The organism is Sphingobacterium bambusae (assembly GCF_033955345.1).
GTDB lineage: Bacteria > Bacteroidota > Bacteroidia > Sphingobacteriales > Sphingobacteriaceae > Sphingobacterium > Sphingobacterium bambusae.
The window spans coordinates 2,207,311-2,229,961 of the sequence record NZ_CP138332.1; the positions used below are offsets into that span (position 1 = coordinate 2,207,311).

Genomic DNA, 22,651 nt, shown 5'->3' on the forward strand with positions numbered 1-22,651 from the left:
CCTATTTTCCTTTAAACAGTTTTTCCAATTCTTCATAATCTATCAAGGCATTTGCGGGCAGCTTTTCCCCTTTATCCCCGAAGCTATAAAGCGCTTCTTTCTTTTCTATCGTAACGGTAGACTCATCATACTCCCCATCTTTCTTCTTCAGCACGTCGGCATTCAATTGGAAATAACGCGCCACAAAATCATAGACCGGCTTCCGCTTGGAGTAGCCGAAATCATGACCTTCCTCAGGCAGGTGTACGTTGGCCACATCGGCGCTCTTTCCGTAATAACCGTAGATTGTTTGCAAGTAGGCGAAATCGTGCTCGGGCATATGCGCTGTCCAATCTTTTCCATCGGATATCACCAACTGTGGCCGTGGAGCAGCCATGGCCGCTATTTCGACATTGTTGGTACCACCGCCACTGCTGTGGATGGGCAGGCCACTTTCACAGGGACAACCACCATAGAAATAAGAAGAAAGGGAAACGACAGGGATACTCAACGTAATTCTATCATCTAATGCCGTCATCAAGACCGTGTGGCTTCCCCCGCCCGAACCGCCACAGATAGCCACCCGTTGGTTATCTATTCCCTGGCCCGCTAACATATAATCCAATATGCGAATCGCGCCAAGCGTCTGCACGGTCATGGACAAACTCTTCCGGTGGTCCTCGGACTTAAATTGCAACAGCGATTCGCCCCAGGCAAAGAGGTCATAACTCACCGACACAGCCCCCATCTTGGCCAGCATAGCACAGCGAACCTGCGCATCCTTGCGATAGCGATGATCGGCCCAGTGTCCGTCTGGACTTAAAACTAGTGCGCTACTCTTTTTTGGCTTTGATGGCCTGTAGATGGAGCCATTGACGTAGACACCGGGAAGAATTTCCAGTGCAAAATTCTGAACCGTATAACCCGTAAATTCCCTCTTTTTGGACAAAATGGCCTTCGAATCCGGCGATGCCGGCAATGGCGACAGTTTTAGGGCCGTAAACAACTCTGGGCGAATGGCCGCTTTCCTTTTCTCCCAGCTTGCCCTATCGTGATATTGTGCAGCCAGTTGGTCTAAATAATCCCAACCGTCTTTCACCTCCCAACGGTAGTATTCGTATTCCTTGAGTTTATATTTCTTCTCGCCTTCCTTATTGACCTTCAGATCGAGCGGGGCTAATACATTTTTTAAGGTTTCATCCACATCAGGACGAAAACGCCAACGGGCATAGTTCAGGTATTTCCCCGCAACCTGCTCTTCTTGGTATTTAATCGTAATACCATAATGCTGCTCGAGCAATCCCAACACTTCTTTTAGTGGTTTGCGGTATTGATCGTCCGAACTCTGCGCCCTGCTTTGCATAAACAAAACATTTAATATCGCGGCTATGAATAACGTTCTAAACATGGTCTATGCCTCCTTTCTTGGCTAATTTGCGGTTTGCCCGCCAACCGTGAAAGTACAGGTTGGGGTCTAGATCGGGCTTTGGATAAAATAGACTGGCAAAGTAGCCGATGAAAATCACGATGAGATGGCTGTAAACACCCAACATCAATTTGTTGTGCGTGAAGTTGAAGCTGCCCAGATCAAGCAAGATCATTTTCTGCCCACCGATTTCAATCTCGGTGCTGGTCAAAAAAGCATACGCAGTAAAGAGGATACAGACAAAAATAGCGATATTCACCCCCTGTGCATTTGCGCGCTTGGAGAACACACCGAGCAGGAAAATACCGACAATCCCTCCCGAAAAGATAGCGTACAACGTGAAGATGACCCCCAAGATACTTTCGCTACCGAGCTCGACATAGATAAATCCGATGCCCATCGAGATCAATCCCGCTACAGCTACCATTGAACGGCTTGCTTTCAGATACTCGTTGTCTACACGATTGGGGCGTAATTTTTTATAGTAATCTTCAATGCCCACGGCCGCTAAAGAATTTAAATCGGCACTCAAACTACAGATGGCCGCCGAAACCATGGCTGCCAAAATAAAACCGACCACGCCGACAGGGAGCTGGCTCATGATGAAATACGGGAAAACGCTATTCGGGCCGATTCCTTCGGGGAGCGGTTGCTGCTGGTAGTAGACGAAGAGCGCTGTTCCGATAAACATAAATAAGGACCATACCGGTACGGTGAGCAAAATCCCCATCAAAGAAGCGCGAATAGCCGATTTATCCGACCGAGCTGTGAGATAACGCTGAATCACGGTTTGATCTGTTCCATACTTCTGTATGGCGTAGAACATCCCGTTGATGGCCATCACCACGAAGGTAAGCCTTGTAAAATCGAGGTCATATGGGCCAAAACCGGTTCGACCGTTTTCGGAGGCCACACGCCATACTTCAGGCAAGCCGCCCTGCACCGAGAAAATAATGACCAAAAGGCAAAGAATGCCACTGGCGAACAGCATAAAACCTTGAAATACGTCGAGCCATATCACGGCTTCAATTCCTCCCAAAAGATTAACGGTTACAATAATCAATCCGACAACGATGATAATCCAATAGGTATGTATATCGGTCATGCTGGACAAGGCCACTGCAAGCAGGTAAAGTACCGTGCCCATGCCCGAAAATTGTCGCAGCACGAATGCTATTGAACTGTAATAACGCGCAAAATTTCCGAAACGTTTTTCAAAATATTCATAGGTGCTTAACCCAATAACCTTGCGGTACAGCGGCACGATAAACCATACCGTGCCCAAAAGCACGATAGGAACCATGAGCCCCTGCACTAATAGTATCCAATTGTGCGCATAGCCTTCTGCTGGGTAGCCCAGAAAGGTGACACTGCTGATAAGGGTGGCCAGGAGTGACATGCCGATTGCCCAAGACGGCACACGTCCTTTTGCGGAGAAGTAAGCTTCGGTAGATTTTTGATTTTTGGCATATTTGAGCCCGAAATACAGGGTGACCAGCAAGACTGCCACAATAATACCATAATCAAAAACACTTAAAATAGGTTTATTCATCATTCATTCGGTTTACGTTGTTGGGCCAAAAGCCCATAATTCTTCTGTCCAAGGATAGCTACCGGGCTTCATGGTGATCGCCAGTTCCTGCTGCGGAACGTGGCTACGGATCAGCCCGGGTGCGTATTCCTTTTGGGGCAAAAGAACGTTAATTTGTAGTGCTTCCAGCACCGCGTTTGCAGTTGCTCCACCCTCTATAATCAGCTCCTTGGGCATATCCTCCCCTTTTAGCATGCCCACCACCATCGCCATGCTCTTGCGGATAACATCCGCTTTTGCGACAACGCCCGGTAATACGGCAAAGACAGCGACTTGATTCTTCTTAAGCAGGGCGAGCAGTTTCTTGGCGACTTCCCATTCGCCACCTGTCTTCTGCCAATATATTATATTTTCTTGCGCTAACGCGTTTATTCGTGTAACACTTTGCTCATGATTGGACCCGCAAACATAAAGCACCGGTCTTTGACGTGCAAAGGCTGGTTCTGCCACTATTGACGCGCCGGTATTACGCTTCCGCAATAAAGCCTCAAAAAAGGCTGCCGCCCCAGCGCATAATGCCTCGTGGGGAATGTTTGATGCCCATTCGTGCAGCGCTTCCCAGTTATCAACTGCTGGGAGCACGCGTTGACGATCTGGTGTCCAATCCGCCGCTTTAGGCACGATTGTCCAAGTCTCTCCCCCCACGACATCCAACAGCTTGCTTGAGCGCACCGGAAACTCCGGATCTTGCGCGAAAGCAGTCTGGGCAATAGGTTTGCCGGCAATCCAATACTCCTCACTACGCACCACCCGGTTCAGGTTTAGATTTACCGGACAGAAGAACTGATAGGCTGGTTTAAACAGCGCACGAAAAAAGGACAATTCCTCCTGGATGTGTCCGCGCAGGGCAGAATCGAACTTTAGGTAGACCCAATCCCAGTTTTGGGTACTTGCGGCGGGGAACAAACGGGCCAAATGGGCAAGCGCCTCATCGATCTTGAGCGATCTGGAATTGCTATTGAGCACCAGCACGTCGGAGCTCGTCGGATCTTCCAACTGCTGCACAATCTGGCTGGAAAGACCATACCGCAGGGCGATGCCTGCAATTTCGGCAGCTCCGGTCAGATCATCTGCAATCACCAATATCGATCCCATTACGCTTTGTTTTATTTGTTCAATGCCAATTGTACGGCCGATTCTATTGCTAAAATCATCGCATCTGGACTAGCCACACCTTTACCCGCAATTTCGAAAGCTGTACCATGATCTACCGAGGTGCGGATAATAGGTAGCCCCATCGTGATGTTTACCCCTTTGACGCTGTCCATCTGCTTTTTCTCGGCATTCCATTTAAATCCTGTCAGTTTGAAGGGGATGTGTCCTTGGTCATGATACATCGCCACAATGCCGCCATAGTGGCCGGTAGCTGCCTTGGAAAAAAGCGTATCCGCTGGCACGGGCCCATCGACATCAAAGCCCCTTTCCCGGGCTTCGAGCACTGCTGGTAAGATTTCCTCGTCATCTTCCGTCCCGAACAATCCGGAGTCCCCGGCATGGGGGTTCAAACCGGCAATACCGATCTTCAAGTTACTTTCGCCCAAGCTGATCAAGCCCTGTTGAAGCAGATCAACGACCTCTAGGATACGTTCTTTCTTCACCAGATCACAGGCTTGCCGCAAGGATACATGGGTGGATACATGGATCACTTTCATATTATCTTCGACCAGCAGCATGGCATATTTCTTGGTGCCGGTATAGTGCGCGTAGATTTCGGTGTGCCCCGCAAAATGATGCCCCGCTTCGTTGATAGATTTCTTATTGATCGGACCGGTTACGGTCGCATCGATGCTGCCCGCCAGTGCTAGTTCGATTACTTTGGTCACGGACTCGAAGGAAGCTGCGCCGGCTTCTGCGGAAATCTCGCCGAAGGTTACTTTCGACAGGTCTGTATTTTTAAGATCAAATACATCGGCTGTTCCACTAGAAAACTGAGCATCAGCAACTTTATCGATCCGGTGGATGGTCAATGGTATTTGCAATTGTTCCGCGATCTGTTCAAATACCGCTGCATCGCCCACCAAAATGGGGCTACAAATATCTTGCACACGGCTGTCCAACAAAGCCTTTAGTGCGATTTCAGGGCCTATACTGGCCGGATCGCCCATTGTTATACCGATAATAGGTTTATACATGATTTACCAGATTCAGTTTTATATTTTCTTTCGTAACTAGTGCTTGAAAGGCATCAATGAGGGCATATTCCTCTTGGCTGCTCAGTGTATGCAAAGGCGGCATCATAAAGGGTTCACACAATCCCAACTGTTTCATTAGTACTTTTAGCCCCCACAATGATTCACCTAATGATTTATTGGCTTGATAGAGCGCTCCAATATCGTCCGACTGCTTTTGCAAGCGATCTGCTAGCGCCGTATCTTGCTGTTCGACGGCCCTGCACATGTCTGTATAGATCGCTGGAGCAAAATTTCCGGAGCTTGGGATAATGCCATCACTACCATGCAACAAAGCGTAGGCACATGCACCCGCCCAGCCCATGTAATGTTTAAAATCCGTGCGATCCTTCCATAAGTGCAGGGATTGATCAAGACGTTCCATACTGCGTTCAGAATCTTTCACCGCTACGATCTTAGGGTGATAACTCAACCGATCAAGCAGGTCAAGCGGGATAGACATATGTGTTGTTGCCGGAATATTATAGACGATCAGGTTATTCGGGATAGCCTCGGCCAGATCAAGGAAATATTTTTCCATTTGTACCTCGGACAGCTTGTAATAGGTCGGCAGTGTAGCTGCTACAGCTGCCACACCTAGGCTATGTGCCGAATGGGCAAAGGCAATAGAGTCTTCCAAGATATTGGACGATATGCCTACGTATAGTTTACTTTCTATAGGTTTGTGCGCGACGGCTACCTGCAGATATTCTTCCTTAAAAGCGTTGGATAAGGAAGCAGACTCACCCGTTGTTCCTAATATAAATGGAATTGCTCCATTGGCATAGAGGTAAGCGAATATGCGCGCCACGGCATCTTGATCCAGACTTAGGTCTTCTTTCAAGGGCGCAACGACCGGAACGATCGCTTCTTTGTTTTTCAATTCTTCTTTCATGTTAATAGGCCGCATTAAATAGGTTTATAGCATCCGGCAGAGTGACTTCTCGCGGATTATTGATTAGTAGTCTTGTTATCTTGAGGGCATCTTCAGCCATCTGTGGAATAGCTTCTTTCGGAATATCCACATCCCGCAAACGTGCTGGTATACCACATGCTTCGATAAGCTCACGTACCTTGGCAATACCGGCCTTGGCGGTTTCTTCATCGCTATCTTGCCGGGAACAACCCAACGCAATAGCGACCTCGGCATATTTCTTAGGCGCAGCGCTGTAGTTGAACTCCATCACATAAGGCAATAGCAGCGCATTGGAAAGTCCATGTGGCAAGTGAAACATACTGCCTAAAGGATAGGATAACGCGTGCACCGCAGCGGTATTGACAGGTCCTAAACAGAATCCACCCAACATGCTTCCCATAGCCACTTCGCTCCTCGCCTGCTCATTTTTCCCGTTTCTCACCGCCTCGACCAAGTTAGCCGCGATAAGACGCATACCTTCGAAGGCATACATATCAATAAAAGGCTGTGAAAATTTATTGGTGTAGGCTTCCAGGCAGTGTGTTAACGCATCAAGGCCCGTTGCCGCTGTGATGGCAGGCGGCACACCGAGCGTCAGCAATGGATCGACATACACCGCATCAGGCACCAAAAATGGGCTGATAATGCCTTTCTTCTGATTATCATCATCCACCAAAATGGCATTTGGAGAAACCTCGCTTCCTGTTCCGGCCGTACTTGGGGCGCAGATCAGGCGGACGGATCTTCCTTGTAACAGCCCATTACCCACAATTTCTTCCAGCGATTGGCTGCCACTCAGCTGTGCTGCAACGAGCTTGGCGACATCCAAGACGCTGCCTCCTCCAATACCGATGACGGTATCAGCCTGCACGGGTCTATATTGCTCCAAAATATTTTTAAAATCAGCGAATGAAGGCTCCTGCTCGATGGTTGTATCGACGAGCAGCTCGACACCTTTTCCTTCTAGATGGGCAAAAAAATCGGCCAAGGATTCCAGCAAAGGTTTGATGGTCATAATGATGACCGTTTTGCTACCCTGCGCAACCACATCTTCTGCAAGCTGAGCTAGCACTCCATTTCCAAAAACGAGCTTCCCCGGAAAATTAATCTTTAACATACGCGCTGCTGACATTGTTTATTTTTCGTGTTATTATTCTTCTTCGGCTTTGTAGGTTTCCAAGCTAGGCAAGCTGTAGCCCTTCACTTTTGGCCAAATACCATTTTTTATCTTTCTTCGCTTCAGTTTGCTGGGGTCTACCACCACGTGCTTCATTTTTTGCCTTCTCCAGGTATAGACAAAGTGAAGCATGCCGTCCTGCGTCTGGATAACGGCAGGATACGAATATTGACTGATCGGCGAATCTTCCAAGATCAATACGGCATCCCAATTTTTACCGTCTTTCGATACCGCAACATTCAATGGTGTGCGTGCTCCCTTTGGATTATCTTTCGGTGGCAGTACGTGGTTGTACACCAGTACATGTGTACCGTTTTTCATGGTTACAGCATCCGTGCCCGAGTTGTTGTTTGGAAGGCTGATTTTCTTTAACGGCGACCAAGTTTCTCCATTGTCTGTCGACCAAGATTCAACAAGGGCCCAGTTACGGCTACGTGCCAGTATTTGTAATGTGCCGTTACCATGATCCAGAATACTCGGTTGTATGGCGTTCAGGTTGTCTTCCCCCCGTGCTATCGGCCCTACCTTTCGCCAGGTTTTACCAAAGTCGGGGCTGATTTCGAAATGAATATTCCAGCCATTTCCTTCGGTGCTGGTCGGCGCTATTAAATTACCATTCGCTAGTAACACAGGCTTATTCTTGACTGGGCCAATGTAACCTTCGAGAAGCTTTTCTGCGGCAGACCAGGTTTTGCCACCATCGTGCGAACGCTTGATCATTCCCCACCATTCCGAAGGCTTAGGGCCGATTTTATAAAATAGCAGAAGCTCGCCCCCGGGCACTTGATACAGCACCGGATTCCAGGTAGGCAACCTACTGCCATCTTCCTGCACACCGTCGGCGGCAGAAACCGGAGGTGTCCAAGCTCCGTTTTCAAATCGACAGGTATAGATTTCTACATCGGGATGCCGCTCGCGCGTGCCCCCGAAAAAAGCATAGACCAATCCGTTGGGCGTTTCGGCCAGTGTGGCGGAGTGGCAGGACGGAAAAGCTGCTTTCTCATAGATAAATTCATCCTTGACAATCCCTTTTCGCCATTTGTAAAGCGCATTCTCCTGTGCTGCCCCCATCAGGGACAACAACAAAAGAAGAACCGTCGCTATTCGTTTATCCATTATCATATCCTATTGTTTGATCTTGAATTCGTATTCGCCAGAGCCGATCTCGAGCAAGACCTGGTCTTTTTCTGTTTCTAAATAGTGGATGCCCTCAACCTTGTCCAGCTTCTTGCCACGTTCTGTGATAGCGTCCAATGCCGCTGTGGGCATAGATACACGTGCGCTGCTGTTTGCCGGAATATGTATCTTCCACAAAAGCTGTTTCTTGTCTCTTTTCCAAGAAGAGCGGATCAAGCCGTGCAAGCTTTCATAGCTTGCATCGACATGCTGTAGACCTTCCACAAAGCTTGGATTCATCACAATCGACTCGAACGCATGATCTCCCGATTTAATCCCGGCCAAATTTTCGTAATACCAGATCAACAGATCGCCCAGCATCATCACGTGGTTCTGCGAATTCATCTTAGGATGTGCCGTATTGCCGTTCCAAAGCTCCCAAATGGTGGTCGCTCCGTTGTCGATCATGTATCCCCAAGAAGGGTATGTTTTTTTTGTTGCCAATGTATAGGCTAGATCTGCCCTGCCCATTTCGGTGAGCGTACGCATGATCCACTGCGTACCGACCACGCCCGTACTGAGGTGTCCCTTATTTTCCTGCGCTATAATCTCCACAATGCGCGCCGCTAGCCGATCCTTGTTTTCTTCTTCTACAAGTTGAAAATACATCGCCAAGAGATTATCGGTCAAACTGTTGCTACCATAATATCCAGCGGCATTGTAAAAGCGCTTATTGAAATCTTTCTTCAACTGCATAGCCTGCGCAGCATATTCGACAGTATCCTGCGCCTGATTCGTCAACACACTAAACCGTTGCATGGTATGCAACAGATGATAATAGAACGCCGAAGAAATTAAAGCACTGGGATATTTCTTATCGGCGATTTTGCCTCGTCCCTCTTCGATACTGGCTGGCGGAAAGCACCAATCGCCATAGCTATCCTTGGTGAGGATACCGTCCTTGTCGGTGTACCGCAAACGCATGTAGGCCATCCATTTCTTCATGGCTGGATAATGTTTTTCCAAAACACGGACATCTCCATTCTGCTGGTAGAGCATATCCGCAATAAAGAGGTATGTACCGGGCCAACTGATATTATCGCTGTAATAGCGCCAAAACGCCGGTGCTACATCCGGGATGGCTCCATCCTCCTTTTGTGACAAGCGGATGTCCTCGAGCCATTTCTCGTAGAGCAGCGTATTATCAAAAAGAAAACTTTCCCCATAGGCACTCGTCGGTCGATCGCCCAGCCAAGGCTGCCGTTCATTGCGTTGCGGGCAATCTACTGGAATACCCTTGTAATTGGATGCAATGCCCCACCAGGCATTTTGGTGAATTTTATTCAATAGCGCGTTGGAGGAATGGAAAGTGCCGATACTGGCCATCTCATCATACACAAAACGGCCCACGAAATCCTGCTTTTGCAGATCGCCGGGATAGCCATCTATTTCCACATAACGGAATCCATGGTAGGTAAAACGCGGTTCCCACTCTTCCTGATCACCGCCTTTAAGAATATACAGATCCGTCGCTTTGGCATCACGCAGATTTTCGGTGAAGAGCTCTCCATCATCCTGGAGCGACTCGGCGAAGCGTAACCGAATGGCCGTGCCCGCAATACCTTTCACCCGCATCTTTACCCAACCCGAGAAATTCTGGCCGAAATCCAAGATATACCGACCTGTTCCCTTCTTGCTTATCGCTACAGGAGCAATGTCCTGCATCACTTTCATATCACGATTAAGCTGGGCTTCATAGCGCCCCCCAGGCTCTTGCACGTAATCGGCTTTCATCCATGTTGCATCGTCAAATCCGGCATTTGCCCATCCCAACATTTCCTTACGAGCGTCATAGCTTTCTCCATCATACTCATTGTTTGCCGTGATAGGGCCGCCAGCAGTGCCCTTCCAGCTATCATCGGTCTTGACCACCTCTGTGCTCCCGTCCAAATAGGTAAGCATAAGCTGCATCTGCATTTTGGGAAAGCCGAAGGTCTTAACCTTGTAAGGCTTTGCCTGCCGCATGGCATAAAAACGGCCGTTGCCCAATATAACACCTATAGCCTGCGGTCCTTCTTGGATCAGGGCGGTGACATCATGCACATGGTATTTGATATTTTCTGTATAGTCGGTCGGCGATGGCGCAAGCACTTGGTTGCCCACTTTTTTGCCATTGATGTAAAGTTCATATAGACCCAGCCCCATAATATAGGCCGTTGCTTCTTTCAGGGGTTTACGCAGGGTGAACTCCTTTCTAAAGTAACGTGCCGAGAGCTGTCCGGAATCTTTGTTGTCGGAGGGAAAATATTTATCGAAACCAATCCAACGCCCCAGCCAGTCTTTATAGTACAACAGGCCCATGCGCCAAGATGCAGGAACTGACCAAGAAGATTCGCCCTTATTGGTGTACACCTTTACTTTCCAAAATACCGCTTCGCGGGATGAAAGTCCTTTGCCGGCATAATAGGCACTGATGCTATTGGACGACTTCGTTAGGCCCGAGTCCCAAAGATCACCCACATTTTGGTTTAGCTTTTCCAAGGATGAAGCGACAAGAATGTGGTATGCAGTTTGTTTTACGGCCCTTTCGGATGCTTCGATTTTCCAGCTCAAGCGAGGCTGTTGTTTATCGATGGTCTGTGGATTATCGAGCAATTCGCAACGCAGATCGCGCACATGCGTACTAGCCCGCAGATCAACAAGGATCAGGGTACAGACAAGGATTAACAGATATTTCAGCACATTCATCTTTATTCGCTTTGCGGTCTACTGCCCAGAAAAATCAAAATACAGTTGCATATGTAATGCCCGTATGGGCTCTTTCTCGAAATCGTAGTACACATGCTTCATGCCCATAGGGCCTGTGGTCTCCGGCTTTTGTGTTTTTGTACCAATGGCCGAGATACCGTTCATAAAGGAGATATCACCCGAAGGGAAGGTTGGTTCCATATTTTTCCAATCGGTATCCTGTTGTTCCTTTGGAGTGTACAAGCGTAAAAAGACATCCTCCCGGTCGGTAAAAACACGAAATGATTGTGATTTCAGCTTAAATGTCGCCCAGTACATATTGGCGTGGTATCCTTTAAATTCAGGATATTCGAAAGGCACTTCGCCGGTCGCAACATCGTTGTAGGCTTTTTCCCATATACCGAAACGGTTACCCTTTATTCTGTTTTTCCATACTCGGTATGGACCCATCCCCATGTATTCCACGCCTTCGATTTCCTTTTCAGGCAGATCAAAATTTACCCCCACAAAACGGGTGAAGTAGCTTTCCGGAAAATACTGCACGTGCATTTTCAACTGGCCGGAAGGATAGATTGTCCATTGCAGGGTATTGTAGCTTTCTTTTTTATCAAAAGCCGATTCGATGATCAAGGTATCGGCGAGACGACGCATGCTGAACGACTTGTAGTTGTTTACCGCTTCCTGCAATACGGGGCCTTTGCCAAAAGGAATCAATCCTTTTCCGTTTTTCACTTCCTCTAACAGGCCGGTCGTCTTATCAAATCGATAGTGGATGCCGCCAGCCTGTACCAAAAAGGCATCTGCGGTCTCCTGCGCTTCCACTTTATCACCAGCGGTTTTCAGCTTCGTCGCCGCAATGCGGCTGGGCAGGCTTATCGGAAAGCTCCAGGTGAATATTTCCTTGCCATTGCTATCGTTGGCCTTGATGTACAGCGCATCGTAGCTGTGCCAATCTGCCGGCAGATCAACCTTTAGTATCCCCTTGGCATAGGGTGCAATATTTGGAGAAGCCATAGTGCCAGTTTTTGAACTCGCCGAAGTTCCTTCCAGCTTGCTTAGTTCATAGCTAAAGCTACAGTTTGCAGTATTGGTAAAGGCATAGCGGTTTTCAATCGTGAATTCGCCGTTAAAAGCAGCAGTCATTTCCCTTTTTTCGAAGAAGATGGGACTCCACACCTCTTTTATGGTGTAAAAACTTCCTTCCCGTTCATAATGAGGACCAACGATGCCATCGGCTCCTCGATTGCCATCAGTATCCAATATACCGCCCTTATCGGTGCGTTTTATACCCTGATCCTGGAAGTCCCACAGGAAGCCTCCTGCCGACAGAGGATTGGCCCACATAGCTTTCCAATAATCTTCAATGCCTGCACCATGTCCGCCATCATACATACCATGCAGAAATTCGGTAGGCATCACGATATTATGACCATGGTCATACGTACCGATACCGTAATTGTACTCGCGGTAGTGGGTCGTTTCGAACCCTCCATATACGGCCCAAGGATAGATAAGCGGTCGTTTCTGTATGTCCTGTTCAAAGAATGTCGCATCCAGCTCTGGGTTATGCCCACCTTCATTGCCATTTGCCCAAAAGATAATGGAGGGATTGTTTTCGGACACGCGGATCATCTCTTTCAGCAATTTCGTGCCCGTTGGCGTATCGTAATGCCCATGCCAGCCCCCCAATTCATTCATCACATATAGTCCAAGCGAGTCACAAACGTCCAAAAAATGGCTATCGGGCGGATAGTGCGCCATACGGACGGCATTCATATTCATCTCTTTCATCAGCAATACATCGTGGACACTTAATGCTTTGCTCGTTGTACGTCCCGATTCTGGATGAAAGGAATGTCTGTTTACGCCTTTAAATTTTATTTTCTGCCCATTGATGTATACGCCGTCACGTTGGCGTACCTCAATCGTCCGGAAACCTACCTGTTGATGGATACGGTGCTGTTCTTTTCCTTTTTGCGAGAGGATCACCTCTGCTTTGTATAGATTGGGAAATTCGGCCGACCAAAGTGCTGGCTTTTCAAACGTCCCTTCGACCCAGGTTTCCGCTCCTTGCACGGCTTGGTGTATGGGCTTACCAAAGGCTTTGCCCTCGGCATCGTAAAGCTGCACGGCTACTGCATCGGCTGTTCCTTTCGTGTGTAGCTTCATGCGCAGTGATCCATCGGCTTTGGCATCGACCGATAGGCGTTCGATGTGGTTCTTCGGCAGAATCTCCAAAAATACGGGTCTGAAAATACCGCCGAACACCCAAAAATCGCCTTCGCGTTCAGCCGCATTGACGGATTTATTGGCTGAATGTTTAGCGACCTCTACTTCGAGCAGATTCTCCTTGCCCCACTGTAGAAACTTGGAAATATCGTAGGAAAAGGTGTAGAAAGCGCCTTGATGTGGCGTGCCCACCAATTTACCGTTTACCTTCACCTGCGCATCGGTCATGACTCCTTCGAAAACCAGATTTACCTGTTTGTCCTTCCAACGGCGATCCACGGTGAAACGATGTCTGTAGCTTCCGATCTCTTTCCCCTTATCCGCCTCTTTATTGAAACCATAATTGTATTTTCCGAAGCCTTGGAGCTCCCAGTTGGACGGAACGGGAATCGTGGTCCATTCACCGGCCTTCATGCCTTCGGACACTTTAAAATCCCACAGGATGCCATCATCTTTCCCTTTTCCGGACAGGTATTGCTTTACCGATTCCTGGGCCATCGTGCGGCCAGCAAAGGTAAGGAGTAGGCTGTACAGGAAAATACGGGTATAAAACTTCATATGCGGCATGCTTTATTTTATTTTAAGATTCTTATAAGGGTTATCTGTTCGAAAGGGCAGTGCCGGTATGCCCGCGGCATTCTGCAAATTGGGCTGGGCTGCTTCGTCCCAGGCGAAGCGAACCTGCTTGATCTTTTCGTTTGCGGGATGCACAAGCTCAATGGTTTTGCCTACAATCCGTGCTGAAGCGGCAACATATTGTCCATCGGCTGTCGCCACTTCGAACCCCACAATCGGCTTACCATCGGCTACCCGCAATCCATCGGCATGCTTGAAATGAACGACGGCCTTGTGGTTTCTATACTGCACTTTGGCCAGTTCAGGCCCATCTGCGGTAACCGGTAGGTGATAGGTCTTGCGGAGCGCTTGTGCTGCAAAACGCGCGCCTACGTCCCATTTATCGGTAGGGTGTAGATCTTTTACATCATCAACCAGATCCGTGGTCACAATACGTCCCGTATGCGGCAACTGCAACAAAAGATCCTGTGCTTCGCGAAACTCGGGCAAGACTGTACGCGCCATACGCTCTTTCCCTTTCTCGTCCAAGGAGTATTGAAAGGGCGCTATCTGGGTAAAATAGACGGGGAGCTTATCCTCGTTCCAGAGCTTACGCCAGCTTTTGATCAGCGTCTTGAATTTATAGGCATAGTCGATATTTTCTTTTAGAAACACATTGGTTTCTCCCTGATACCAGAGCAATCCCTTGAGCGTATAGGGTGCGAGGGGAGCGATCATCGATTCGAAAAACTTGCCTGGGTCGCCACCGACCTTCTTACCGCTAAAATAAGGTTCTTGTTGAAAGGCTTCTTCGGCTATCCAGGGTTCAATACGGCTACCGCTTACAGCGGAAGAAATAATGCCCACCGGCACGCCAAGCTTCTCTTGCAGCATTTTGGCAAAAAAATAGCCTGGAGCAGAGAACTGCCGCAGTGCGGAATCCTGTGCGATGCTCCATCCAGCATAGCTGCTATCGGGCTTCGCCAAAAACTTGTGTCGCACCAAAAACAAGCGGATATTGGGATTATTGGCCTGCTTGACGGCATTTTTCGGAAAATTATCGCGCTGTCCATCCTGCGGTAGTTTTTCCAACTTACGCATTTGGAACTCCATGTTGGATTGCCCCGAACAGAGCCATACCTCGCCGATCAACACATCGTTTAGCAGGATGGTATTATCCCCGCGAATTTCCAAAGTTTGCCCTTGGGCATTGGCCTTCATGGGCGACAGCATCAGCTTCCATTTTCCTTCGGCATCGGCTTGGCATTTTTTCGTCTGTCCGTTGAAACGCACCGTCACCTGTTCACCGGGGCGAGCTGTTCCAAAAATGGCCACGGGTTGTTGCTGTTGCAACACCATGTGATTTGCAAATATATTGGGAAGCACGACCGACGCATGTGCCGATAACGCGATCCAAAACATTCCTATTGCGAGGGCCAATCCTTTCATCAGTTCAATTTTTCAGCTTGCAACGAGGAGATACCATAAGCGGCTTCGGTAACCGAAGTTCCGGCATCCTTCACATCATAATCTTGATCGGTAGGGGTATCGGCATTTGGATAACGTCGTACTTCGCCTGTACGAAACGATACCTTGTTGATGTTTGCCACGGGCTGAAAGAACAGCTTCGTGCCTTTATCCTGTCCATTGATAGCCAGTTGGAAAGAGCGCGTAGACACGTCCGCGATGAGCGTAATCTGGTATTGCTCACCTGCTTTATAGGACTGCACGCCTGCATTTCTATAGCCGGCTTTATTTTTTATCTGCCCGTCTTTGTCGAAGATCAGGCGACAGGCTGCCTGCCCCCTATCATCGGTCAGCTCGATCTCCAACAGGCCATGATCCGCCTGCTTGGGCGATATGCTAAATGTTATCTTCGTTTTCTTGGCCGATTGGATCACACGATCGGCCTTTGCATAGTCAAAAGGGTCTTTATCGCGCAGCAGCAGCTCTTTGCCCTCAACGGTTGCACTGGCCCAAAGCGGGCTATAAATATTCCAACGGCTGTAGGCTTCCGCCGCATTCGTTACAAAATCGTCATTTACATTTTTTTCTACACTAGAAACAACAGGAACAGGGACTTTTGCGACCCACATATCCTCTTTGTTCATGCTGTAGGTAATCCACATATCGCTGCCTGGAGTCGTACCATTTCCTTCCTGGATGCCGCGCACATACTGCGGGCCATAGGATTTGTAATTTCCGCCATAGCGCATGGTGCTGATCTCTCCATTTACCAACAGTAGATCGGTGTAACGCAGACCGTCCGCACTGGTAGAGATGGCTAGCGGCCAACGAAATTCGGACGGATTGTATACCGTTACATATTTATTGTCGCTGGTTTTCTGTCCCCATATCTTGGCATTGCTGTTGACAAAACCGGGCGCGCGCAATGGGGTATAATCCCAAGTCTTTCCATTGTCTTTACTGACGGATGTTAGGGCGTGTTTCCACAAACCAACCACGCGACCATCTGGAAGGTGATAGTAGGCAAATGCTTTGATCGGACGGTGGTAGGGCACTAAAGGATCGTTCCGGTCGGCCTCTTCTACCCACTGCTGCATCATCAGCGGATTTTCCATCAGCTCTTTGCAGGCCGCGACAAAGGCTTTATCCTTACTTTTGGAGTAGAAGGGATATTGTGCGAGCTTCTGGTTGAACGAACTGTTGAAGCGTATAAAATAAATTGGCCCGAAAGAGCCATCTTTATTGATCTCGCGGACAACGCGGCCGATACCATTTCCGTCATTGGGGTCGTCCTTTGCATCCAGGGCCACGCCATAGTAGCCAATTGTCAACAATTTACCGTTCTTAGCGGTATAAAAGCCCATGCGTTGGTGCATAATGGCGTGTAGATTTTTGCCCGCTTTATCGGTACGCTCCGGCTTGGTAAAACCTTCTGGAACGAGGTAAGGCGGAAAGAGTTCCTGCGGCTGAGACCAATCGTAGCCGTTCTTGGAAGTCAATAGCAGCGTCTTCCCTTCGGCGATATGTTCGCCAATGGGGTTGCTCAAAAACTGTAGGTAGTAGGTATTGTTCCAATAGGCCAAAAATGGCTGGTGGTTGTAGGTAAAACCATGCCCTCCGGCCAGTGCCGGAAACTCGCGGTTGGCACGGAAAACCTGTATATTGTGCGTCCCCACGGCTGGCGTCAGCTGTCCATGATGGTAGTCCACGTTGGACAATGTTTCCCCCACATATTTTACTGTATCCTGCGCCATCACTGTTGATGAGGCACCAAACATCAGCAAAGCAATTATTTTCGATTTCACTACTAGTCCTTTCCTTTTAACAATCTTTTCAGGTCCTTTTTCGACGCTTTAAAGATCGTTCCATGTTTATGTCCTTCAGGTACAACGATCTTTTCGTTTACCTTTTCAAAATGTTTAAAATCGGTAGTTGCCACGGCCTCATAGCTTTTGCTGCCATAGGAATCAAAATAGATCAACCACTGGCCGCCTACTTTCACTACGCTTGGCCCTTCTGTCAGGTAATCAGAGAATGGCGTGGATACCTGTTCAAAAGGTCCGAGGGCGTTGTCAGCAAAGGCAACTTTCAAATTTCTGTTTGGCCGTGTGTTATCTTTCAAGACCAACACATAGCCATCCCGATCTTTTTTAACGATCACCGCATCGATAATACTAAATCCCGGATCAGCAAAGAGCTTCGTTGGTGTAAAGTTGTTGAAGTCCTTCGTGGTGGTGTAATACATCCGCTGATTGTTGTCTTCGGCCTCCGCTCCTTTTGGGAAACGATGCGGAATGGTCGACGCCCAGATAATGACATAACGATCTTCCTGCTCGTCATAAAAGAGCTCAGGGGCCCAAACATTTACGGTGGAAGGCTCATGCTCCATCACGGGGATGATCTTTTCGTCTTCCCAGTGTATAAGATCCTTTGATCGCGCATAGCCAATCCCGCTGTCGCCTTTCCAGGCGATGGTCCATACCAAATGGTAAACACCTTTTTTATCGCGCAACATGGAGGGGTCACGCATGATTTTCTGTGTGCCCAAAGTTGGCTTTAAAAACACGCCCGGCACTTCCTCCCAATGATAGGCATCTTTGCTATACAGGTAACGAAGGCCTTCGTTGGCCGGTTCACGAAAGGACGTGAACAGGTAAACATCCCTTTGGCAGGATGCCAAGAGGGATGTTACTAACACAAAAACTAAAGCCTTTATTAAAAATTTCATTATATACTATCTAATATCAGCACCCAATCGTTGCCATCTTTCTGCTGGCCTTCGGGCTTAAAGCGCTGCACGCCTTGGTTATCAAACTTGCCGATAGCCTTTGTTTCTCCGTTACGAGGATTGAACCAAGAAGCTTCGACTTTATCGCCTTTGATTTTACCCATATTCACCGCGATTTCCCGCCCGTTGTAGGTATAGATAAAGGCATAGTCATCCGTACGCGTGGCCAACAAATTATCGTATTTGTCTCCCGCTTCGGCGATGATGCTCTGATCGGGAACACGCTCAAAGTAATGTCCGCGGGAGAGCATAAGATCTTTCAGGTATTTCATTTGCGATGCCCCGGGCGCTTGTAATGCCGCCGTCCACAACTCCTTGGAGCCATAGGCAGTGCTAGTGTCCGTTGCCGCATGCATCTGCATCACCGAGTTTTGTCCATACGTGTAGCCGAAAGCGCCCGCGAAGACCGACCAATAGCCGTATCGGCGCACATCGTCGGCTGTCCAACGAGGCTCTTTGATATCGTGTAGGCCTTGTGGAATACCTTCATAGGAAGGTTCGCCATCGATGGTAGGTTTTACGGGGCTACGCTTCCAGTCGGCCTGCATAAACTTCCAGTTATCTTCGCCGTAATGTTTAACCTCATTAGCCGAGGTATCTTGATCGTAGCGTCGGTGACCGGACTGCACCATGTTGAAATCCAACCAAGACGCATCGTGAAACCAATCGGATGAAGCAGTGCGGCCACGAGGGTGATAGGTCATCAGGTGATTGGCATCAATGGATTTGATGGTTTTACCGATTTCCTGCCATACGGCAATCGAGTCGGAACCTTTGATATCGCCCCCATTTAGCCAGATAATATTTTTTTTGTCCTTCCAGCGCTCGGCGAGAAAACGGGCGTACACTTTTGCCTGCTCCGGCGATACCTTTCCATCTTTTACCGGGGATCCCCATACCGGAACAAGGGCCATGTACAAGCCTTTGTCGGCAGCATTATCGATGATGTAATCGATATGATCCCAATAATCATATTCTTCGGCCACATCGGGATTGCTTCCCGCAGTGACCAACGGGCGTGCGATATCTTTATTGATGATAGATGAATCGCCGTAGACGTTGACAGAAGGAACAGTATGCAGTACCATCGCCTGAATTACATTAAAGCCCTTGTTCTTACGATCTTCTAAATACACTTCTGCTTCGTCACGATTTAACTTATTGAATAAAAGCCATCCGGTATCACCAAGCCAAAAGAAAGGATCTCCTTCTTCGGTCGCGAGGTAGCGGCCATTTTCTGAGATCTTCAACCCCGTGAGTTCTTGTTTTTCTTGTTTTGCCGTGCAAGAAAACAGTGCGCCGGCCAAAAGAATCGGTACCAGTTTTTTACTCATCATCATGTTTTATTTTTTTTTGATCCAAAGGATCTCTGTTGCGTTTTTATAATTGTTCACCGTCACCATCTTTCCTGTTTTTAAGGCTTCTTTTTGGAGCACCTTACCTGTTTTTGGGTCGATATGCAGTAGGTTGTATGCACCTTTCAAGCTGGATAAATCAACCTCTGTACCCTTGGCGTTAGTGCTATACAGGATAATGCCCGATTGTCCCTTTAACAGCCAAGTGCCCTGCCCTAGTGCGGGAGTCATCGTTGCGGCTGCCTCGTAAAATCCGGGCGCTTCTACCTTTGGCAAGTTGGCCATAGAGCCACCCGCCATAAAGACAGCCCAAGCCATTTCCGGATAATTGTCGCCGTGGTAAAGCACGCCCTTTTCAGGATATTTCGTACGGTATTCACTCACCGCACGGTATACCTGCTCAGCGGATGTTTTCTTGGGTTTTAGTAATCGTGCATGCTGGCGCGGCGCTAGATTTTGTCCACCTTGCGGCGCATATACCGATCCGTCGGCTTGATAATGCCAGTAGCGGATATCGATAAGCTGAATTTCTTTTGCGCGTTTGGGATCGGCTAAGATCGCATCTTGCACATCTTTGGTTGTGCTCAAGGCGATGATAGGGCTCTTGCCGGTTTCTTTCTTCCATTCGGCAATGACATCGATCCAAAACTCCACGAAATGCAGCGGTCCGGTATATTCGGCACTGATCATCTGGATGACGCCCGTATTGTCCTTAAAATTCTCCAAACACTGGCGGATGTAGGCCCGATGTAGCGCTCGACGAACCGGATGGTTTATATCATAAAACTGCTCGGCCATGAAAATACGTTTATCACCTGCGTAAGGGACAGGCTCGGGAAAACCTACTTCATTGATGTTATTTGCGGTACGCCAAGGAAAGTCGGCATAGTGCGCACCAGCTTCAATAATATTATGTTGAAAATAATTCTGGTGAATCAACACCAACCCCTTCTGATCGGCAATATCTGCAAATTGCTTCAACCTGTTCCAATAGAATTTGTTATACTTCGTCAGGTCGTATTTTGATAGTCCATCGTAAGCCGCTCCCTGTCCACTCCTTGCAAAAGGCAATTCGTAAAACGGTGGCCAAACTTCGCCATCCATACGGCGGATGCGTTCATGGTCATCACGACGGCGATCATACCACAGTCCATAGTTATGATCGATGCTTAAGGTGTGGTTAGCCAACATGCTATCTGCCGTTACTTTGAGATCATCCGTTAAACCCAGCCCTTCTTCACCGGGAACAAAGCGTGTGATATGGGCCTTAGATTTTTCTACCCCATGCGGACGAGCACTACCGTTCCACCATTGAATATCTGATTTCTTTCCGACCAACACTTCGTCACCACGTACCAACCAACCGTGGCGCAAGGCCATCGCTTCAGCATATGCTGGAGCGATTTTCTTTACCATCGGCAATTGATCAACGGTTTTCAGTCCTTGAACTTCGTCCCGCAATTGCTGGCGCGCATCGGCCTGCGCAATAAAGTCTTTCAGTTGTAAAGACGGTTGCGCTGCCTGCTTGGTCTGCTCCATCGCTACTTCTACCGCAGGACTGCTCGAGGCTTCGCTAAGCACGGGTAGTAACACCGTCCTATCTTTGGCGGCAGCCCCTAATCGCTCTTCCAGCTGCGCATAATATAAGCTCCGCGGTTTGATATGTTCATTGGATTGATCCCAAAAGCCATCTCCCTGAAACTGCGCCCACACGCCGAAAGCCCAGTTTTGGGCGGTTGGTGGCTGAAAGCATTCTACCAAAGCGGCGCTACATTGCCAAAAAACGCTGTTTGCTGCTGTCCAGCCTGATCCCTGTCCATCTTGTCCACGGTTTTTGAAACTAAGTGCCTGTGCGTCGATATCGATGACATCAAAGAGTGTTCCTGATGACCAACTATCAATCGCTCCGCTAAAACTATAGGGCTCGATCGCTTGGCATTGCACAAAAGCGTTTGGACCAGCTGCGAGATAGCCCACAGCAAAATCATGATAGCCCTGCTCGGCATAGAGTCGCTGAAACAGCGTCTGCTGCCCTTTGGTATAAAATGTATAGCGTCGCTGCCCTCCGATTTCGGACACCGGGGCAAGCGATAAACAATCTTCGACGGTTACTTTACTGGCTGTAGGCAAGACATAAACCGCCGATCCTGCAAAATGCTTAAACTGTATCCTACGCACCCATACATTGGAGGCGTTCTCTACGGTTATCCCCATCCAGCGGTGATCTTCATCCTTCGCATTGGAGGCATCAAACGCAGAAACGAGATTCATGTTTTCTATCCCGATCTGTTCTAGGCATCCCGTCCAATTATACTGTTGAACAGTAGATATTCCAAAGGACTGGTCTAACGCCGTTGTTAATGGCGCATCGATCCGTAATTTATTACCTTCAATAGCGGTGATTTTACGTTGCCACATCAGCTCCCGCTGCCCCGGCTTCCAGCCCAATGAAGTAATGCCTCCACCGAAATGGTCTGTACCGAGGGCTTTAATCCATTCCTCGGTTGATGGACGCACGATTGCGATGGCATCTCCCACCTTATAGCCCGAAGCATTAGCGACCGTAAATGCCATCGCATTAACAGAAACGTAAGCATCGGTGATGCTTTGTTTTTGGCCATACTGTCTATTGTCTTTTCCCTGCACCTGTATAAGCGTCTCACGCGATACACCACCACCATAGAGCGTAGTTCCAACGTTGCCAAATCCCGCCCCACGGAGCACAACACCAGAAGTATGTAGTTTCAATGAACCTCCTAAGTGGTATGTTCCCGCCTCCAGCAACACCGCTCCGCGAAATCCATTTTTATCTAAGGGCAACTGCGCTACATAATCAATTGCACGCTGTATGCGGAGTGTAGCATCACCATCTTTCCGTGGCACAAATATCTTGGCGGACACTAGCGGGATAGCTTGCTCTCCGCCCATATAGCCGGCATAAGAATAATCGGGAATACGATTTCCTTTTTCGTCAGACGTGTAGGTTAACGTATTATTTTTTTGCACGCTGATCGGCGAGAGTTGCTTCTGCGCATATCCTGCAAGACATGCGCCGAAAACAACCAGAAAAACGGAGACCCTTTTTCTAACACACAAACTACTATATACAAAAAAATTCTTCAACGTAAAAGCGAAT

14 protein-coding genes are annotated in these 22,651 nt (G+C 48.4%); all 14 read right to left on the reverse strand.

All coding sequences use genetic code 11. The features are described from left to right. Position 1: 1 nt before the first annotated feature. The 14 genes from SCB77_RS09205 to SCB77_RS09270 are packed head-to-tail and all read right to left on the reverse strand — an operon-like array spanning position 2 to position 22,521. Positions 2-1,387 carry an alpha/beta hydrolase family protein gene (locus SCB77_RS09205; RefSeq protein WP_320186136.1) on the reverse strand — a complete coding sequence of 462 codons (1,386 nt, stop codon included), beginning with the start codon at positions 1,385-1,387 and terminating at the stop codon, positions 2-4. After that, positions 1,380-2,960, reverse strand: coding sequence for a sodium:solute symporter (locus SCB77_RS09210; RefSeq protein ID WP_320186137.1), 1,581 nt, complete (start codon positions 2,958-2,960; stop codon positions 1,380-1,382). Before SCB77_RS09210 ends, SCB77_RS09205 begins: the two co-directional genes overlap by 8 nt. Before the next feature lie 9 nt (positions 2,961-2,969). Then, a complete protein-coding gene (locus SCB77_RS09215; RefSeq protein ID WP_320186138.1) occupies positions 2,970-4,091 on the reverse strand; it encodes a four-carbon acid sugar kinase family protein in 1,122 nt (373 codons plus the stop codon). An 11-nt stretch (positions 4,092-4,102) separates the two neighbouring features. Next, positions 4,103-5,128, reverse strand: coding sequence for a 4-hydroxythreonine-4-phosphate dehydrogenase PdxA (gene pdxA, locus SCB77_RS09220; RefSeq protein WP_320186139.1), 1,026 nt, complete (start codon positions 5,126-5,128; stop codon positions 4,103-4,105). Further along, on the reverse strand, positions 5,121-6,059 hold the full coding sequence (locus SCB77_RS09225; protein WP_320186140.1) for a dihydrodipicolinate synthase family protein: 939 nt from the start codon (positions 6,057-6,059) through the stop codon (positions 5,121-5,123). Before SCB77_RS09225 ends, pdxA begins: the two co-directional genes overlap by 8 nt. A 1-nt stretch (position 6,060) precedes the next feature. After that, positions 6,061-7,212, reverse strand: a complete 1,152-nt coding sequence (locus SCB77_RS09230; RefSeq protein WP_320186141.1) for an iron-containing alcohol dehydrogenase — start codon at positions 7,210-7,212, stop codon at positions 6,061-6,063. 18 nt (positions 7,213-7,230) lie between these two features. Continuing rightward, positions 7,231-8,373 carry a sialidase family protein gene (locus SCB77_RS09235; RefSeq protein ID WP_320186142.1) on the reverse strand — a complete coding sequence of 381 codons (1,143 nt, stop codon included), beginning with the start codon at positions 8,371-8,373 and terminating at the stop codon, positions 7,231-7,233. Between the two features lie 9 nt (positions 8,374-8,382). After that, positions 8,383-11,121, reverse strand: a complete 2,739-nt coding sequence (locus SCB77_RS09240) for an alpha-L-rhamnosidase (RefSeq protein WP_320186143.1) — start codon at positions 11,119-11,121, stop codon at positions 8,383-8,385. An 18-nt stretch (positions 11,122-11,139) separates the two neighbouring features. Further along, positions 11,140-13,908 (reverse strand): glycoside hydrolase family 2 TIM barrel-domain containing protein, encoded by a 2,769-nt coding sequence (locus SCB77_RS09245; protein ID WP_320186144.1) that lies wholly within the window; start codon positions 13,906-13,908, stop codon positions 11,140-11,142. A 12-nt stretch (positions 13,909-13,920) separates the two neighbouring features. After that, positions 13,921-15,354 carry a sialate O-acetylesterase gene (locus tag SCB77_RS09250; protein WP_320186145.1) on the reverse strand — a complete coding sequence of 478 codons (1,434 nt, stop codon included), beginning with the start codon at positions 15,352-15,354 and terminating at the stop codon, positions 13,921-13,923. After that, complete coding sequence (locus tag SCB77_RS09255; protein ID WP_320186146.1) at positions 15,354-17,177, reverse strand: sialidase family protein; 1,824 nt, start codon at positions 17,175-17,177, stop codon at positions 15,354-15,356. The genes SCB77_RS09250 and SCB77_RS09255 overlap by 1 nt, the downstream gene beginning before the upstream one ends. Before the next feature lie 2 nt (positions 17,178-17,179). Next, a complete protein-coding gene (locus SCB77_RS09260) occupies positions 17,180-18,100 on the reverse strand; it encodes a glycoside hydrolase family 43 protein (protein WP_320186147.1) in 921 nt (306 codons plus the stop codon). Beyond that, complete coding sequence (locus SCB77_RS09265) at positions 18,100-19,500, reverse strand: glycoside hydrolase family 140 protein (RefSeq protein ID WP_320186148.1); 1,401 nt, start codon at positions 19,498-19,500, stop codon at positions 18,100-18,102. The genes SCB77_RS09260 and SCB77_RS09265 overlap by 1 nt, the downstream gene beginning before the upstream one ends. 3 nt (positions 19,501-19,503) lie before the next feature. Continuing rightward, a complete protein-coding gene (locus tag SCB77_RS09270; protein ID WP_320186149.1) occupies positions 19,504-22,521 on the reverse strand; it encodes a DUF6298 domain-containing protein in 3,018 nt (1,005 codons plus the stop codon). Positions 22,522-22,651: the final 130 nt, after the last annotated feature.

Excerpts from the sequence above, each read along its gene's own strand:
- SCB77_RS09205 (WP_320186136.1), bottom strand. The coding sequence starts at position 1,387 with ATGTTTAGAACGTTATTCATAGCCGCGATATTAAATGTTTTGTTTATG.
- SCB77_RS09210 (WP_320186137.1), bottom strand. The coding sequence starts at position 2,960 with ATGATGAATAAACCTATTTTAAGTGTTTTTGATTATGGTATTATTGTG.
- SCB77_RS09215 (WP_320186138.1), bottom strand. The coding sequence starts at position 4,091 with ATGGGATCGATATTGGTGATTGCAGATGATCTGACCGGAGCTGCCGAA.
- pdxA (WP_320186139.1), bottom strand. The coding sequence starts at position 5,128 with ATGTATAAACCTATTATCGGTATAACAATGGGCGATCCGGCCAGTATA.
- SCB77_RS09225 (WP_320186140.1), bottom strand. The coding sequence starts at position 6,059 with ATGAAAGAAGAATTGAAAAACAAAGAAGCGATCGTTCCGGTCGTTGCG.
- SCB77_RS09230 (WP_320186141.1), bottom strand. The coding sequence starts at position 7,212 with ATGTCAGCAGCGCGTATGTTAAAGATTAATTTTCCGGGGAAGCTCGTT.
- SCB77_RS09235 (WP_320186142.1), bottom strand. The coding sequence starts at position 8,373 with ATGGATAAACGAATAGCGACGGTTCTTCTTTTGTTGTTGTCCCTGATG.
- SCB77_RS09240 (WP_320186143.1), bottom strand. The coding sequence starts at position 11,121 with ATGAATGTGCTGAAATATCTGTTAATCCTTGTCTGTACCCTGATCCTT.
- SCB77_RS09245 (WP_320186144.1), bottom strand. The coding sequence starts at position 13,908 with ATGAAGTTTTATACCCGTATTTTCCTGTACAGCCTACTCCTTACCTTT.
- SCB77_RS09250 (WP_320186145.1), bottom strand. The coding sequence starts at position 15,354 with ATGAAAGGATTGGCCCTCGCAATAGGAATGTTTTGGATCGCGTTATCG.
- SCB77_RS09260 (WP_320186147.1), bottom strand. The coding sequence starts at position 18,100 with ATGAAATTTTTAATAAAGGCTTTAGTTTTTGTGTTAGTAACATCCCTC.
- SCB77_RS09265 (WP_320186148.1), bottom strand. The coding sequence starts at position 19,500 with ATGATGATGAGTAAAAAACTGGTACCGATTCTTTTGGCCGGCGCACTG.